Here is a 14923-nt window from a genome sequence, read left to right on the forward strand (position 1 = left end):
GAAGTTCGCCTCCTAAAGTTCCGCTGTGACCCTCAGTAGTCCGGTCCTGATCGGACGGAACGACCTGCTCGAACTCGCCGACCGGCGACTGTCCGAAGCCGCCCAGGGCCGCGGCGAGCTGCTCCTGCTGGCCGGCGAGGCCGGCATCGGCAAGACCCGCCTGCTCCGGGAGATCAGCCGGCGCGCCGGCGCGGCGGGCTTCACCGTGCTCGGCGCGGCCGCCGTCCCGGGCGACACCGAAGTGGCCGGGGGCCTGCTCACCGACCTCGGCGCCGCCCTGCGACGGGATCCGTCGACCGCGGCCACGGGCGACCGGATCCGGCTCCGGTTACGCGACGGCGCCGAGGGCGACCCGGAACGCCACCGGCGGCTGCTGGTGGCCGACCTGACCGAGATGATCGAGCGGGTCGCCGCCGCCCCGCGTCCGATGCTGATCACCCTGGAAGACCTGCACTGGGCCGACGACCTCACCCTGGACGTGCTCGCCCGGCTGGCCACGCGCGCCCGGGCGCTGCCGATCCTGCTGGTCGGGACGTACCGCAGCGACGAGTTGTACCCGCGCGTGCCGATGCGGATGTGGCGGACCCGGCTGCTCACCCAGCGTCACGCCGAGGAGATCCGGCTGCCGCGGCTCGGGCGCGACGACACCGCGGCACTGGCGGCCGCGATCACCGGCACGATCCCGGCCCGGATCGCCACGGTGTTCGACCGCAGCGACGGCATCCCGTTGCACGTCGAGGAGTTCCTGGCCGCGCCCGACGGGGTGCCGGACACCCTGGCCGACGCCGTTCTGCTCCGCGCCGAGCAGCTCGGCCCGGACGCCCGCGAACTGGCCGGGGTGGCGTCGGTGCTGGGCCGGTCGTTCGACCTGGACCTGCTGGTGGCGATCACCGGTCTCGCGCCCGCGACGATCGACGCGGCGCTGCGTGAGCTGGGCGAACGGTTCTTCGTGCAGGCGCGCGGGGACGGGCTGGCCTACGACTTCCGGCACGCGCTGATCCGGGACGCGCTCTACGCCGACCTCACCCCGCTGCGGCGGCGTGACCTGCACGGGAAGGCGGCCGAGGCCGCGGTCCGGGCCGGGTTCGCGGCGGCCTTCGTCAGCGACCAGTTCGAGCGCGCACAACGATTCCCCGACGCTTTCCCGTACGCGGTGAGCGCCGCCGCCGAGGCCGCCGCGCTCTTCGCGCACCAGGAGGCGGCCGAGCTCTACCGCCGCGCGCTGCGCACCGCCGCCCCCGGGGCCGACCGGGCGTCGCTGCTGGCCGCCTACGCCGCCGAACTGGCCGCGATCGACGACAACCTCGGCGCCGACCGGGCGTACTCACAAGCTCATGAACTGTGGATCGAAGCGGGCGACCCGGACGCGGCGGCGGGACTGCTGCCCGGCTGGGTCGCGGTGCGGCACCTGCTCGGGGACGGCCTCGACGAGCGGGTCTCCGCCCTGCGAGCCGGGCTGGCACAGTCGGCCGGGGTGACCCGCGCCCGCCTGCACGCGGCGCTGGCCGCGGCCTACATGCTGGACCGGCGGCTGACCGAGGCGCTGGCCGACGGCTCGATGGCTCGCCGGCTCTACGGGGCCATCCCGGACCTCGACCTGGACGCCACGGTCGGATCCGTGCTGCTCTTCCTGGGCCGCCTCGACGAAGGCTGTGAGCTGCTGGAAAGCGTCATCGAGCGGGCGCGGGCGGCCAACCTCGAACGGGAGGCCGCGCGGGCGTACCGGATGCTCGGCTCGTCCACGTCGGTGCTGGTCGAATACGACCGGGCGGAACGCTGGCTGACCGCCGGCATCGCCTACGCGGAACGGGTCGAACGGTTCAACGACCGGCACTACATGGCCGCCCACCTGGCCCACGTCCGCTGGGCGACCGGGGACCTGGCCGGTGCCGAGACGCAGGCGCGGGCCGCCCTGGCCGACGGGCGGGGCGGGATCACGACCCGGATCACCGCATTGCACGTACTGGGATATGCCGCTCTTGTCAGTGACCCGGCGGCGGCCCGGACCGCCCTGACCGAGGCCGCTGAGCTCGGCGGGGCCATGCGCGAGCTGCAGCGCGTCTCGCCGGCCTGGTGGGGGCTGGCCGAGCTGGCGCTCCTGGCCGACGACCCCGGCGCGGCCATCGCCCGGTGCGAGGAGGGCTGGGCGGCCTCGGCCGCGGTCGGGGACGCTTCCTACCTTTTCCCGTACGTCGTGACCGGCACCCGGGCATACCTGGGGAGTGGGGGACCCACCGCGGCCCGGGAGTGGGTCACCCGGGTGTCGGAACCGCTCCTCGAACGGGGGATTCCGGGAACCCTGGGCGCGCTCGACCACGCCTGGGGGTTGATCCACCTGGCCGAGGGGCAGACCGGGAAAGCCCGCACGGCACTGGCCGCGGCGGCCGAGTTCTGGACCGCCCGCCGGCGCTTCTGGGAAGGCACCGCGGTCCGGCTCGACCAGGCCCGATGCGCCCACCGGTCCCGGCGGCCGGGCGAAGCGGCGGCCCTGGTCACGGCCGCCCGATCGACGTTCGGGGTGCTGCCCGCGGCGTGGCTCGCCGGAACCCCGGCGGCCGCCGACTCGACCGAATCGTCCCTGCTCACGGCCCGGGAACTCGAAGTGGCGCGGCTCGTCGCGGCCGGGCGGACCGACCGGGAGATCGCCGGGCAGCTGGTGATCTCGCCGCGGACCGTGGCCGCCCACGTGGAACACATCCGGACCAAGCTCGGCGTGGCCCGGCGGACCCAGATCGCCGGATGGCTCGCCACGGTTGAGCCGACAAGCTAATTCCATCGGGGTAATTCAAACGGGCCATAGCTCGTGGTCTATCCCATCGGCACAATCTCCCGCATGAGCGCACCGGGGAACACCGTCATCCTGCTCGTCCTGGTCGGCCTGTTCATGGGCTGCGCCGGGTATGCGCTGGGGCGGCTGCACGAGCGGCGGATGAGCGGGGAGGAGCGGGAAGAGGCGTACCGGGACGGGTATGACCATGCCGCCCGCAGGGTGTTCAGCATGGCGGCCCGGGTGGCCGGGCCCCGGCGGCGCGGGGCGGTCCGGGCGTCCGCGGTGGTGGGGGAGGAGGGTGCCCGATCGGGTGAATCGGAGCCCGTCGAGGAGGTGTCGGCGCCCATGCCGGCCGCTTCGGCTCCCGCTCCGGCCTCTCCCTCGGCTCCCGCTCCCGGCTCGGCTGCGGCCGGGCCGGTGGGGATGCCGCCGGGCTTCGGGTTTCCGGCACCGGCGCCGCATGTGGTTCCGGGGCTGCCCGTTCCGGCCGCGGAGGGTGGGGTGAGCTACTCGTCGCTGCCGGATCCGCAGTGGTCCGCGGAATCCACGCCCCTGCCGGCTTCTTCGCCGCAGTCGGCCGTTCCGGCCTCTGACGGTGGGGCGTCGGTGCCGCAGCCTCGGGCGCGGCACTCGGCCGAGCCGGAGCGGGGCGGGCGGCACACCGTGCCCGACGAGCTGGTGCAGGCGGCGACCTACAAGCTGGCCGCTGATCGGGTGGCGCGGGCCAAGGTGCGGCGGCCCGAGGATCCGGCCGATCCGCCGGTGCCGCGTCCGCGCGGGCAGTGAGGCTTCCCGGCCGCTGATCTGGATTGGCTTTTGGCCAGCGTCGGCTTTGGTCGGGGCCGGCTTTGGTCAGGGCCGGCGGCCCAAGAGCAGGAGGATCTCGGTGAGAGGGTCGGTGCCGGGGGTGATCGGGTGGGCCGGGGCGAAGGCCGCGCCCGGGGCCAGCCGTTCCGGGCCGTTCGGCACGGAACGGGCGATCGGGAGGGTGGTGGCCAGGACCTCGGCGGGCGGGCTGAACGGCCGGGACAGCGTGGTGGCGACGTCCCAGCCATGGACGACGTAGTCGACCAGGTGGAACGCGAGCGCCATCCGGGCCGGGAAAGTGCGGTCGGTGCTCAGTTCGGGCAGGTGGACCTCGCGGTCGAGGGCGTCCGGGGCGGCGAAGGCCTGCAATACGGTCTCGGCGGCTTCGGTGTACCGGTCGGAGAAATCGGCGCCCGGCCTGACCGGCTTCCATCGGGCGAGGTCGGGGCCGTGGCCCTCGACGGCGGCGGCGAAGCCCAGGTGCTGGACGGTCATGTGGGCCAGCAGGTCGCCCAGGTCCCAGCCGGTGCACGGGGTCGGGCGGGTCAGGTCGGCGACGGTGGCCCGGGCGACCAGGTCGATCGTGGCGCGGACGACGGAGGCGTGGAGTTCCGGAGTAATCGTAGGCATGAGCTTACGATCTACCTGTGCCTACGATTAGTCAACCTCGTGAAGGCGCCGCGATCAGGTGGCTGGGTGGTCGGCCAGGGCGGACAACGTACGCAAGAAGGCGTCTTTGTCAGGTTGGGAAACGGTGACCATCAGCAGGTCTTCGGCCGCCCGGATCTCCTGCCGGATCGCCCGATGCACGTCGCGGCCCTCCGGAGTCAGGCCGAGGAGCCGGACGCGTCGGTCGGCCGGATCCGGCTCGCGCTCGATCAACCCGCGTTTCTGCAGGTCGTCGAGGACCGGGATGAGGCGGGTCTTGTCCGCGCCGATGCTCGTGGCGAGCGCCGCCTGAGTCCGGACCGCGCCCTCGGCCAGCCCGTTCAGGACGACGTAGGCCCACATGGTCACCCCGTGGCGAGCCAGAATCGGCTGTTCCATCGCGATCAGGCGGCGCACGAGCCGGGCCGCCATCGCGCCGAGATCTTCCCTAGCCATCCGCGCAGCTTTTCACGCCGTAGCGGTGGGTGGCTCTTCCCGGGCCGTGGGCTCGGTGGGTCAGCGGGCGGCGGCGACCGCTTCCTGGAGGCCGCGGGCGGCGAGGCGGTCGGCGCGCTCGTTCTCGGGGTGGCCGGCGTGCCCCTTCACCCAGTGCCAGCGGACCTCGTGCCGGCGGACCGCCTCGTCGAGACGCTGCCAGAGGTCGACGTTCTTGACCGGCTGGCGGGCCGACGTCAGCCAGCCGTTGGCCCGCCAGCGCGCGACCCACTTGGTGATGCCGTCCCGCACGTAGACGCTGTCGGTGTAGATGTCGACGGTCAGCGGGGCGCGGTTCAGCATCTCCAGCGCGCGGATCGGGGCCATCAGCTCCATCCGGTTGTTCGTCGTCGAGGTCGCCTCGCCGCCGCACAGATCCTTCTCGGCGCTGCCCCAGCGCAGGACCGCACCCCAGCCGCCCGGTCCGGGATTCGGCGCGCAGGCCCCGTCGGTGTAGATCTCGACGACGTGGCTCGGCTCACTCATGCCGCGAACCCTATCGAAACCGCCGGCCCGGAGAAGGAGGGCGACCGGCCGAAAGTACGGGTGGGGGGTTCTTCGGTAGGGCGCGGCGGCGCGGCCGGAGGAGAAGAGTGGTGGCAGACATCGAGGGGGTGAAGGCACGTGACGAGTGAGAGAGGCCATCCACGGGCCGCCCCGGGCGGGCCCCGGTCACGGCCGCCGTATCGTGGCCGGAGGCGGATCGGATGGGCGGAGCTCATGGTGGGTGGCGACGTGGCCGCGGTTGAGGTACGAGACGTCGTGGTGCGCTACGGCGACACGACAGCCGTCAAAGGGGTGTCGCTGTGCGCCCCGCGCGGGCGGGTGCTCGCCCTGCTGGGGCACAACGGCGCCGGCAAGACCAGCCTGCTCCAGGTCTGCGAGGGCTTCCGCCAGCCGGACGCCGGCACGGCCCGCATCCTCGGGCTGGACCCGGTCGCCGAGCACGACGCGCTGATGCCGCGCCTGGGCATCATGCTGCAGTCCGGCGGCGTCTACCCGTGGGCCGCGGCCGGGGAGATCCTCCGCCTGTTCGCCTCGTTCGCGGCGAACCCGCTGGACCCGGACATGCTGCTCGACCGGCTCGGCCTCCGCAAGGTGGAGAAGACGCGGTTCCGTCGCCTCTCCGGCGGCGAGCAGCAGCGGCTCAGCCTCGCGGTCGCGCTGGTCGGGCGCCCCGAGCTGGTGTTCCTGGACGAGCCGACCGCCGGCATGGACACCGAGGCCCGGCACACCACCTGGCAGCTGATCGAGGAGCTTCGCGGCGACGGCGTCTCCGTGCTGCTCACCACCCACCTGCTGGACGAGGCCGAGCGCCTGGCCGACGACGTGGTGATCATGCGGTCGGGCGAGGTCGCGGCCACCGGGACCCCGGCCGAGCTGACCGCGGCGGCCGGCATCGACCTGCTCGAGGTCCGCGCCGACCCGGGGCTGGACCTGGTCCCGCTGAAGGCGCGGCACGAGGTCACCGAGACCTCCCCGGGGGAGTATGCGATCACCGGCGCCCTGGACACCCACGCCCTGGCCGACATCCTGGGCTGGTTCGCCTCGGCGGACGCGCACGTGACCGCGGTGAGCAGCCGCCGCCGCACCCTTGAGGACGTCTACCTGTCCCTGACCCGCCAGCACAGCACTGCCGTAGGAGCCACCAAATGAGCGTCGGAACCTTCACCCCGGCGCCCGGGCGGGCGCCCATGCGCACCATCATCGGCAAGCAGATCCGGATGGAGCTGCTGCTCACGGCCCGGCGCGGGGAGGCCGTGGTGCTGGCCATGGGCGTGCCACTGCTGGTGCTGCTCGGCGCCGGCCTGACCCACGCGACGAACCTGCCGACCGACGACCGGCTGGGCTTCGTCGTTCCCGGGGTGCTCGCGCTGACCGTGATGTCGACGGCGTTCACCGGGCAGGCGATCACGACCGGCTACGAGCGGAGTTACGGGGTGCTCAAGCGCCTCGGCGCCTCCCCGCTGACCCGGCCCGGGCTGCTGCTGGCCAAGGTCGCGGCCATCCTGGTCCAGATCGTGCTGCAGGTGCTGTTCCTCGGGCTGGTCGGGGTGCTGGTCGGGTGGCGGCCGCAGTTCGGCGACATCCTTCCGGCCGCCGGGGTGACCGTGCTGGCCGCGGCCGGGTACAGCGGGCTGGCCCTGCTCCTGGCCAGCGTCCTCAAGCCGGAGACGACGACCGGCGCGGCCACGCTGATCTACGTGCTGATGCTCTCGGTCGGCGGGATCATGTTCGCCGCACCCGACCTGGGCACGGTCGGCTGGTTCCTGCTGCCGCTGGCCGCGCACGCGCAGGCGCTGCGGGACACCCTGATGAACGGCACGAGCATTCCACTGTCGATCTGGCTGGCGCTGGGGGCGTGGGCGGTCGTCTGGCTGACCATCGCCGCCCGCAAGTTCCGCTGGGAGTGACCCACCGCCGCTGAGGCGCCCCTCCGCCTCTGCGCGCCGCGCGCCTGCGCCTTGCGCGCTCGCGCCCTGCGCGCCCGCGCCCTCCGCGCCCGCGCGCGCCTCCCGGGGGGAGCGGCGTGTCCATCGATCGGTGGACACGGGGTGACGGTCGCGTGGTCGTTCCGGGGGAGGGGCTGCGGGCGGGACGATCGTCGGCATGGAAGCCATTGAGGTGACCGGACTCCGGAAGACCTACCGGGGCCGGGAAGCGGTCGGCGGGATCGACCTGGTCGTGGCCCGGGGGGAGATCTTCGCGCTGCTCGGGCCGAACGGGGCCGGGAAGACCACGAGCGTGGAGATCCTGGAGGGACACCGGCGGCGGGACGGCGGGGAGGTCCGGGTGCTCGGGGAGGACCCGGGCACGGCCGGGCGGGACTGGCGGAGCCGGATCGGGATCGTGCTGCAGGACGCCGACGACGCGGCCGATCTGACCGTGGCCGAGATGGTGCGGCACGTGGGCGGGTTCTACCCGCACGCGCGGGGCGCCGACGAGTTGATCGAGCTGGTCGGGCTGACCCCGAAACGGGACAGCAAGATCCGCACGTTGTCCGGGGGACAGCGACGACGGGTGGACGTGGCGCTGGGCATCGTCGGGCGGCCCGAGCTGCTGTTCCTGGACGAGCCGACTACCGGGTTCGACCCGGAGGCGCGGCGGCAGTTCTGGGACCTGATCCGTACCCTGGCCGGCGACGGCACGACGATCCTGCTGACCACGCACTACCTGGACGAGGCGGAAGCGCTCGCGGACCGGCTGGCCGTGCTGGCCGACGGGCGGATCGTGGCCGAGGGCACCCCGGCCACGCTGGGCGGGCGGGCCGCGGCCGGCTCCAAGGTGTCCTGGCAGGAGGACGGGCGCACCCGCACCGAGCAGCTCGCCGACCCGAGCGACCTGATCCGCAAGCTGGCCGCCGACGGCACCGACCTGCGGACCCTGACGGTCACCCGGCCGACCCTGGAAGACATCTACCTGACCCTGATCGGAGCGCGGCGATGACGACCACGACCACAGTCGAGCGGGTGCCGGTCACGACGATGAGCCTGAGCCGCGGCCGGGTCGAGGTGCGGCAGTTCTTCCGGGACCGGACCGCGGTGGTGTTCACGTTCCTGTTCCCGGCGATGCTCCTGCTGCTGTTCGGGACGATCTTCGGGGACTCCTACGACCAGACCGGGGTCGACGCGAGTCAGGTCTACGCGGCCAGCATGCTGGCCTACGGCATCCTGACCACCGGTTTCGTGACGATGGGCACGGGGCTGGCGCTGGACCGGGAGGACGGCACGCTCAAACGCCTGCGCGGAACGCCTCTGCCGGTGACGTCGTACCTCATCGGGAAGTTGATTCTGGTTCTGGTTCTGAGCATCGCCGAGGCGGCGCTGCTCATCCTGGTCGGCACGCTCGTCTTCGACATGCCGCTGCCGGACGCGAGCCACTGGTTGACGTTCGCCTGGCTGATGATCCTGTCGGTGACCGCGTGCTCGCTGCTCGGGGTGGCGGTCAGCGCGATCGTCAAGCACGCCCGCAGCGCCGGCGCGATCCTGAACGTGCCGGTGGTGGCGCTGCAGTTCATCTCCGGCATCTTCATCCACCCGATCACCCAGCTGCCGTCGTGGCTGATCACCGTGGCGTCGTTCTTCCCGATCAAATGGATGGGCCAGGGCTTCCGGTACGTGTTCCTCCCGGACAGCATGAAATCCCTGGAAGCGGCCGGGGCGTGGGAGCTGGGCCGGACGGCGTTGGTGATCGGCGCATGGTGTGTGATCGGATTGGTGCTGTGCCTGGCGACCTTCCGGTGGAGCGAAAAGGACCGATGAGCGAGTCGGCCGAGGTCCACGTCGCCTATTCGCGCCTGTGGGACGTCTACTTCTTCGTGATCGCGGCCGCCAACGCGGCCGCGGTTCTCGCCTCGGGCGAGCCGATCGGCGACGTGGTGGCCGCGGGGACGGCGATCGTGGCCCTGGCGGTCGTGCACGCGACGATCGGCTGGCGGGTGGCCCGCGGCCCCGACGGTCCGCTTTCGATCACTGTCCTCGCCGTGCAGGTCGGGCTCTTCGTGGTGGCCGCGTCGACCGTTCCGGCCGCGTCCTGGCTGCTGTTCGCGATGATCCCGCTGATCTTCCAGATGGCCCCGGTCCGAGTCGCGATCGGCGCGGTTGTGCTGGTCACGCTAGTTCCGTCGATGGTCGACCTGGTGACCGGGCAGGGCGACCTGAAGCACGACCTGGTGATCTCGGCGATCTCCGCGATGGCCGGCATCTGGCTCGGGATGTGGATCATCCGGGTGATCCAGCAGAGCACCGAGCGGGCGAAACTGATCGCCGAGCTGGAGGCCAGCCGGGCCGAGGTGCAGCGGCTCTCCCATGAGGCCGGGGTGACCGCCGAGCGCACCCGGCTGGCCGGTGAGATCCACGACACCCTGGCCCAGGGCTTCACCAGCATCATCACGCTCATCCAGGCGTCCGATCCGGAGTTGCGCGACGAGCGGCTGGCGCTCGCGGTGCGCACCGCGAAAGAGAATCTGGCCGAGAGCCGGGCCATCGTCGCTGCCCTCTCACCCTCCGCTCTGGCTTCCGGTTTGCTTGATTCGGTACGGCGTCAAGCGTCCCGTTTCACCGAGGAGACCGGCGTGCCGGCCGGCTTCCGGGTCACCGGTGAACCGCGTGACCTGCCCACCCCGGTCGAGGTGGTGCTGCTGCGGGCGACCCAGGAGGCGCTGACCAACGTGCGCCGGCACGCTCACGCGAACGAGGTGGCCGTGCTGCTCGCGTATTCTCCGGTTTCCGCGCGAGTGGTCGTGCGGGACGACGGCCGCGGGTTCGACCCGGACGGCACCGACGGGTTCGGGCTGCCGGGGATGCGCCAGCGGGCCGAGCAGGTCGGCGGCACGCTCACCGTCCGCAGCGACCCGGACACCGGCACGACGATCGAACTGGAGGTGCCCGCATGATCCGGATCCTGCTGGTCGACGATCACCCGGTGGTCCGGATGGGGTTGCGCGGCATGCTCGACGCCGAACCCGACCTGACCGTGATCGGCGAGGCGTCCGACGGGGCCGAGGGCGCCGAGATCGCGCTGCGAGAACGACCCGACATCGTGCTGATGGACCTGCGGATGCCCGGCGGGGACGGGGTCGAGGCGACCGGGCGGATCCTCGCCGGGAACCGGGACATCAAGGTGATGGTGCTCACCACCTACGAGTCGGATCGGGACATCCTGCGCGCGATCGAGGCCGGCGCCAGTGGATACCTGCTGAAGGACGCGTCCCCGGCCGAACTCGCCGACGCCGTGCGGGCGGCCGCGCGCGGGGAGACCGTGCTCGCGCCCAGCGTGGCGTCGACCCTGGTCCGGCAGGTGCGCAGCCCGGCGCCGCCGGCCCTGTCGGCCCGCGAGACCGAGGTGTTGAAGCTGGTGGCGGCCGGGCTGACCAACGCCGACATCGGCAAACGGCTGTTCATCTCCGAAGCCACGGTCAAGACGCACCTGCTTCGCGTCTTCAACAAGCTCGACGTCGCCGACCGCACCGCCGCCGTGACCACGGCCATGCGCCACGACCTGCTCTGACCGGCCGCTCCCGGCTGTGGGCGGGTTTGTTGCTCTGACCGCGACCAACCGACCACGTCGCCCTGGAGGGTTTCGCGTTCTGGGCGCGCCAGCGCCCTGCGAAGCCCGGAAGGGTCCCCGCGGGAGCGACGGTCTGTACCCCGGCGGACCTGGGACATAAAGATTTTTTCCGGGCGGCGCAGCGCGCAGGTAAATCGATGAACGAGAGAAACCGGTAATAGCCGGATATGTGGTCCAGCGGGCGTCCATAATTACCGGGATTCGTCTGTTCTCGCAGCTCAGAGGCCTGTCAGGAGAGTTCTCCCATGGATGAGCCGGCGCGAATCGGTCAGGCTTTTGCTGTTGTTGTCGTGGTGTTTCCGGCATGCTCGGCGGTGTTTGTCCCGCCCGCGTGGTCCGGGGTCTCGGTGACCGTTCCCGAGGCCGGCCTGGTCGCCGGGGCGGAGCCGGGCGGCGGCCGAGAGCGCTGACCGGGACGGTTCGGGGGACGGGTTCACGCGGCCGGCCGGTGCGCTTCGCCGGGGCAAGTGATGGTTTCTCGGATTGTTCGCCGGAAAAAGGCGTTCCGCCAAAAAGGGTCCGTTATGCCGGTTAGATTACGGATGGCTCCGCCTCACGTGGCTCGACAGTCCCGTGTTTGCGCTGCTGAGGGCCGGTTTCGCCGGCGCCCCGACCGCCCCAAGGTGCGGTACCGAACAGGCAACCTCGTCGGGTGACGAGGACGCAAAGCCAGGGGCCTCCCCGCTGGAGGTTGCCCAGCCGCCGAAGGAGACAGGAAGAGAATGCGTCATCGACCAATCCAAACGGCGCCGCACGAGCGAGTGCCGCTCACGTTCTGGGGACGGCAGCGGATCCGGACAGTTCTGGCGACCGTCGCTGCCGCCGCGACGGGTCTGATGCCCGTTGTCATGGTGCCGACTCCGGCGCTGGCGGCGAACGCGTCCTCCGTCGACAACCTGACGATCAGCGACGCCGGCAACTGGGAGGGTGGCAAGATCACCTTCACTGTCACCTACACGGGTTCAGCTCCTGGTGACTTCACATTCGCGACCGCCGACGGCACCGCTCTGGGCGTTGCCTCCTACGCGGGCGGCAGTTCCTCGATCGGCACGAACGACTACCTGACCGGTCTGAGCCGGACCGGGACGATCACCTTCCCCGGGACGGCGGCCGGCACGTCCAACACGATCACGATCACCGCGGACACCCAGAAGGACGCGGACACCGCCGACGAGACGTTCAGCCTGGTGGCGACCGACACGCTGGGTAACAACAAGTCCGGTACCGGAACGATCTGGGCGGCCAGCAGCTATCCGACCTTCGCGCTGTCGCCGGTGACGTCCACCGTCGCCGAGACGGCGACCAAGAACTCGTCGGGCACCCTGGTCCAGAAGACCGTCGCCATCACGGCGAAGCTGACCAGCCCCCTGCCGCATCCGGTCACCCTCCCGGTGAAGACGGTCGACGGCCCCGCCGGTATCACGGGCGCCACGTCCGCCGGTGGCGAACTGCGCGACTTCGACGCGCTTCCGGCCACCGCGACGATCACCATTCCGGCCTTCACCTACACCGGCAGCACCTCGGTTCAGCTCTACGACGACGCGGTCGACGAGACGAACGTCGGCGGGCAGACCTTCACCGTCGTGTCCGCGGGCACGCCGACCGTGCTGGCGACCACGCCGTCCACGACGGACACGAGCACCATCACCATCACCGATGATGACGACCCGCCGGTGGCTTCGGTCGGGGATGCCACCGCGCCGGCGGACGAGGGCGGCTACCTCACCTACCCGGTGACCCTGGATCACCCGTCCGACTCGCCAAACCTGTCGGTGTCGTACTACAACTCGCCGGGCACGGCCATGACCGGCTCGAACGCGAGCGCCCTGGCCGACCTCGACACGCCGGACAGCACCTACATCAGCAGCGCACCGCACGCGGCGCCGATCCCGGCGTACGCCCCGGGCCGGAACATCTCCGTGAAGACGGCCACGGACAGCGCGTTCGAGGGTGCGGAGAACACCAAGCTGACGCTCTCCGCGCCGGTCACCGACCTGACGGTCAGCACCACGAAGGCCTCCGGTGTCGGCATCATCAACGACCTTACGGCCGGCCCGAACATCACCCTCGCGACCGTCATCGCGGCTCCGGGTAACAACGGTGACCCGCTGCCGGAAGGCGACTCGGGCGAGAAGGTCCAGAAGATCAAGGTCACGGCCGCGGCCGGCACCTACCCGGTCCCGATCAAGATCGACTGGACGACCAAGGACGGCACGGCCAAGGCCGGCTCGGACTACAAGGCCGCTTCGGGGAGCATCACCATCCCCGCGAACACGGACACCACCAACTGGGCCGACTACATCCCGGTCACGATCCTGGGCGACACGGTCCTGGAGGGTCCCGAGAACTTCAAGATCACGCTGTCCAGCTCGACCGGCACCATCGGCAACGCTGGGGACTCCACCATCGGCATCACCGAGGCCGGGGAGGCCGACGCCAAGCCCACGTTCAACGTGGGTGACGTCTCGGTCAAGGAGGGCAACAGCGGCACCACGCTGGCCCAGGTGCCGATCACGCTGAGCGCGCCGTCCGCGTCGGACACCACGTTCACCTACAGCTTCCCGAACGGTGCGGACACCGCGGTGTCCACGGGCAGCCTCGCGGGTGACAAGGACTACGACCAGCCGTCCGCCACGACCGTGGTGATCAAGGCCGGTGACAAGACCGGGACGCTGAGCATCCCGATCAACGGCGACACGGTGTACGAGAAGGACCAGTCGCTGAGCGTTCTCGTGGCGACGAGCAGCTCCGACGTCGACTTCGCGAGCACGCCGTACGTCAAGCACACCGCTGTGGTCACGATCGGCAACGACGACGCGCTGCCGACCCTGACCTTCAACAACAGCAACGTGACCGAGGGCGGGGACCTCACCGTCACCGGCAAGATCGTCGGTGTCTCCGAGTACCCGTACATCCTGGGTCTGACCGTCGGCGGCGCCGACAAGGACCCGGCCACGCCGGGCGCGGACTTCAAGGCGCCCGACTCGCTCACCGCCACCAAGCTCAGCATCCCGCGTGGGTACTCGGGTGCGCTGACCGAGATCACGCCGGCGACGACACCGACCTACAGCTGGACGGTGCCGACCCTGGAAGACCAGATCGACGAGCCGACCGAGTCGTTCATCGTCACGGCGAACGAGATCACCGGTGCGCTGACCGGCTTCGCGCCGGCCATCGGGACCTACAAGATCGCCGACGACCCGCTGGACACTCCGCCGGCGTCCACCATCGGCGACGTGACGGCCAACGAGAAGGACGGCTGGGCGCAGGTTCCGGTCGACCTCAGCTTCACCGGTGACGCGACGTCGACCACGCAGAACGTGACGCTGCAGTACAACACCGCGGACGGCTCGGCCAAGCAGGGCAAGGACTACGTCCTGACCAAGGGTGTCCTGACGGTCCCGCCGGGCACGATGAAGGCGTGGATCAAGGTTCCGCTGCTGGACGACATGGACCAGGAGAGCGACGAGACGTTCTCGGTCCGGATCAGCAACCCGAACCCGCTCGGCGCGCAGATCATCAACGGCGACTCGACGGTCACCATCAAGTCGGACGACACGGTTCCGCCGATCGCGCCGACCCTGACCCTGACCGGTCCGGCGAAGGGCACCGGTTCGGTCACCGCGTGGGGCCGGGCGACCCCGGGCTCCGAGGTCGAACTGCACGGCGCGGCACTGCCCGCGATGGACAAGCAGGGCATGAAGGTCCTGGCCACGACCATGGCCGACCACGACGGCAACTTCCGGTTCTCGCCGCGGGCGATCACCTCGGGCTGGTCGTTCTGGGTGCGGACCGGGGACTGGACCACCTCGCTGCGGACGATCAAGCTGACCCAGTCGCCGGCACTCACCGTGTCGACGACCAAGGGCAAGCTGACCGCCGCGGTGGCGGGTAACCCGAAGGCTTCCGGCCAGACGGTCACCATCCAGCGCAAGAGCGGCAACTCGTGGGTGACGGTCGCCTCCGGCAAGACCACGGCGACCGGCTACAAGGGGACCTGGAGCTTCCGGTCGGGCACCAAGCTGACGCTGCGGGCCCTGGTCTCCGGCAACACCGGTATGGGCATCAACGCCGGCTACTCGGCCACGAAGACCATCACCATCAAGTAAGCATCAACTGACCCGAAACAACGGG

13 protein-coding genes and 1 riboswitch are annotated in these 14923 nt (G+C 71.1%); of the genes, 10 read left to right on the plus strand and 3 right to left on the minus strand.

Going from position 1 to position 14923, the window contains the following annotated elements; all coding sequences use genetic code 11:
- The first annotated feature begins 25 nt into the window (after positions 1–25).
- Complete coding sequence (locus ACSHV8_RS49090; RefSeq protein ID WP_436527357.1) at positions 26–2770, plus strand: ATP-binding protein; 2745 nt, start codon at positions 26–28, stop codon at positions 2768–2770.
- Positions 2771–2833: 63 nt separating this feature from the next.
- Positions 2834–3556: a hypothetical protein gene (locus tag ACSHV8_RS49095; protein WP_436527358.1), complete on the plus strand. Its 723-nt coding sequence runs from the start codon at positions 2834–2836 to the stop codon at positions 3554–3556.
- 66 nt (positions 3557–3622) lie between these two features.
- Here the strand turns inward: ACSHV8_RS49095 and ACSHV8_RS49100 are convergent, their stop codons facing one another.
- Genes ACSHV8_RS49100 through rnhA form a run of 3 tightly spaced genes read right to left on the minus strand, consistent with a single transcriptional unit; the run spans position 3623 to position 5206 of the window.
- Positions 3623–4207 carry a TIGR03086 family metal-binding protein gene (locus ACSHV8_RS49100; RefSeq protein WP_436527359.1) on the minus strand — a complete coding sequence of 195 codons (585 nt, stop codon included), beginning with the start codon at positions 4205–4207 and terminating at the stop codon, positions 3623–3625.
- Positions 4208–4261: 54 nt separating this feature from the next.
- The gene (locus ACSHV8_RS49105) at positions 4262–4681 is read right to left on the minus strand and encodes a MarR family winged helix-turn-helix transcriptional regulator (protein ID WP_436527360.1); all 420 of its coding nucleotides are present in this window, start codon (positions 4679–4681) and stop codon (positions 4262–4264) included.
- A gap of 60 nt (positions 4682–4741) precedes the next feature.
- Positions 4742–5206 carry a ribonuclease HI gene (rnhA, locus tag ACSHV8_RS49110; RefSeq protein WP_436527361.1) on the minus strand — a complete coding sequence of 155 codons (465 nt, stop codon included), beginning with the start codon at positions 5204–5206 and terminating at the stop codon, positions 4742–4744.
- 249 nt (positions 5207–5455) lie between these two features.
- On the opposite strand from rnhA, the gene ACSHV8_RS49115 reads away from it, so the two are divergent.
- From ACSHV8_RS49115 to ACSHV8_RS49150, 8 genes are all read left to right on the plus strand, one after another.
- Complete coding sequence (locus ACSHV8_RS49115; RefSeq protein ID WP_436527362.1) at positions 5456–6376, plus strand: ABC transporter ATP-binding protein; 921 nt, start codon at positions 5456–5458, stop codon at positions 6374–6376.
- Entirely contained in the window at positions 6373–7134 is a 762-nt protein-coding gene (locus ACSHV8_RS49120) for an ABC transporter permease (RefSeq protein ID WP_436527363.1), read from the plus strand. The genes ACSHV8_RS49115 and ACSHV8_RS49120 overlap by 4 nt, the downstream gene beginning before the upstream one ends.
- Before the next feature lie 196 nt (positions 7135–7330).
- Positions 7331–8167 (plus strand): ABC transporter ATP-binding protein, encoded by an 837-nt coding sequence (locus ACSHV8_RS49125; RefSeq protein ID WP_436527364.1) that lies wholly within the window; start codon positions 7331–7333, stop codon positions 8165–8167.
- Positions 8164–8982: an ABC transporter permease gene (locus ACSHV8_RS49130; protein WP_436527365.1), complete on the plus strand. Its 819-nt coding sequence runs from the start codon at positions 8164–8166 to the stop codon at positions 8980–8982. Before ACSHV8_RS49125 ends, ACSHV8_RS49130 begins: the two co-directional genes overlap by 4 nt.
- Positions 8979–10115 carry a sensor histidine kinase gene (locus tag ACSHV8_RS49135; protein WP_436527366.1) on the plus strand — a complete coding sequence of 379 codons (1137 nt, stop codon included), beginning with the start codon at positions 8979–8981 and terminating at the stop codon, positions 10113–10115. Before ACSHV8_RS49130 ends, ACSHV8_RS49135 begins: the two co-directional genes overlap by 4 nt.
- Positions 10112–10729 carry a response regulator gene (locus ACSHV8_RS49140; protein WP_436527367.1) on the plus strand — a complete coding sequence of 206 codons (618 nt, stop codon included), beginning with the start codon at positions 10112–10114 and terminating at the stop codon, positions 10727–10729. Before ACSHV8_RS49135 ends, ACSHV8_RS49140 begins: the two co-directional genes overlap by 4 nt.
- Positions 10730–11034: 305 nt before the next feature.
- On the plus strand, positions 11035–11199 hold the full coding sequence (locus ACSHV8_RS49145) for a hypothetical protein (RefSeq protein ID WP_436527368.1): 165 nt from the start codon (positions 11035–11037) through the stop codon (positions 11197–11199).
- 218 nt (positions 11200–11417) lie between these two features.
- Positions 11418–11496, plus strand: a riboswitch (cyclic di-GMP riboswitch).
- Between the two features lie 15 nt (positions 11497–11511).
- On the plus strand, positions 11512–14898 hold the full coding sequence (locus ACSHV8_RS49150) for a Calx-beta domain-containing protein (RefSeq protein WP_436527369.1): 3387 nt from the start codon (positions 11512–11514) through the stop codon (positions 14896–14898).
- Positions 14899–14923 lie beyond the last annotated feature (25 nt).

The organism is Actinoplanes sp. HUAS TT8, from assembly GCF_051380535.1.
Lineage (GTDB): Bacteria > Actinomycetota > Actinomycetes > Mycobacteriales > Micromonosporaceae > Actinoplanes.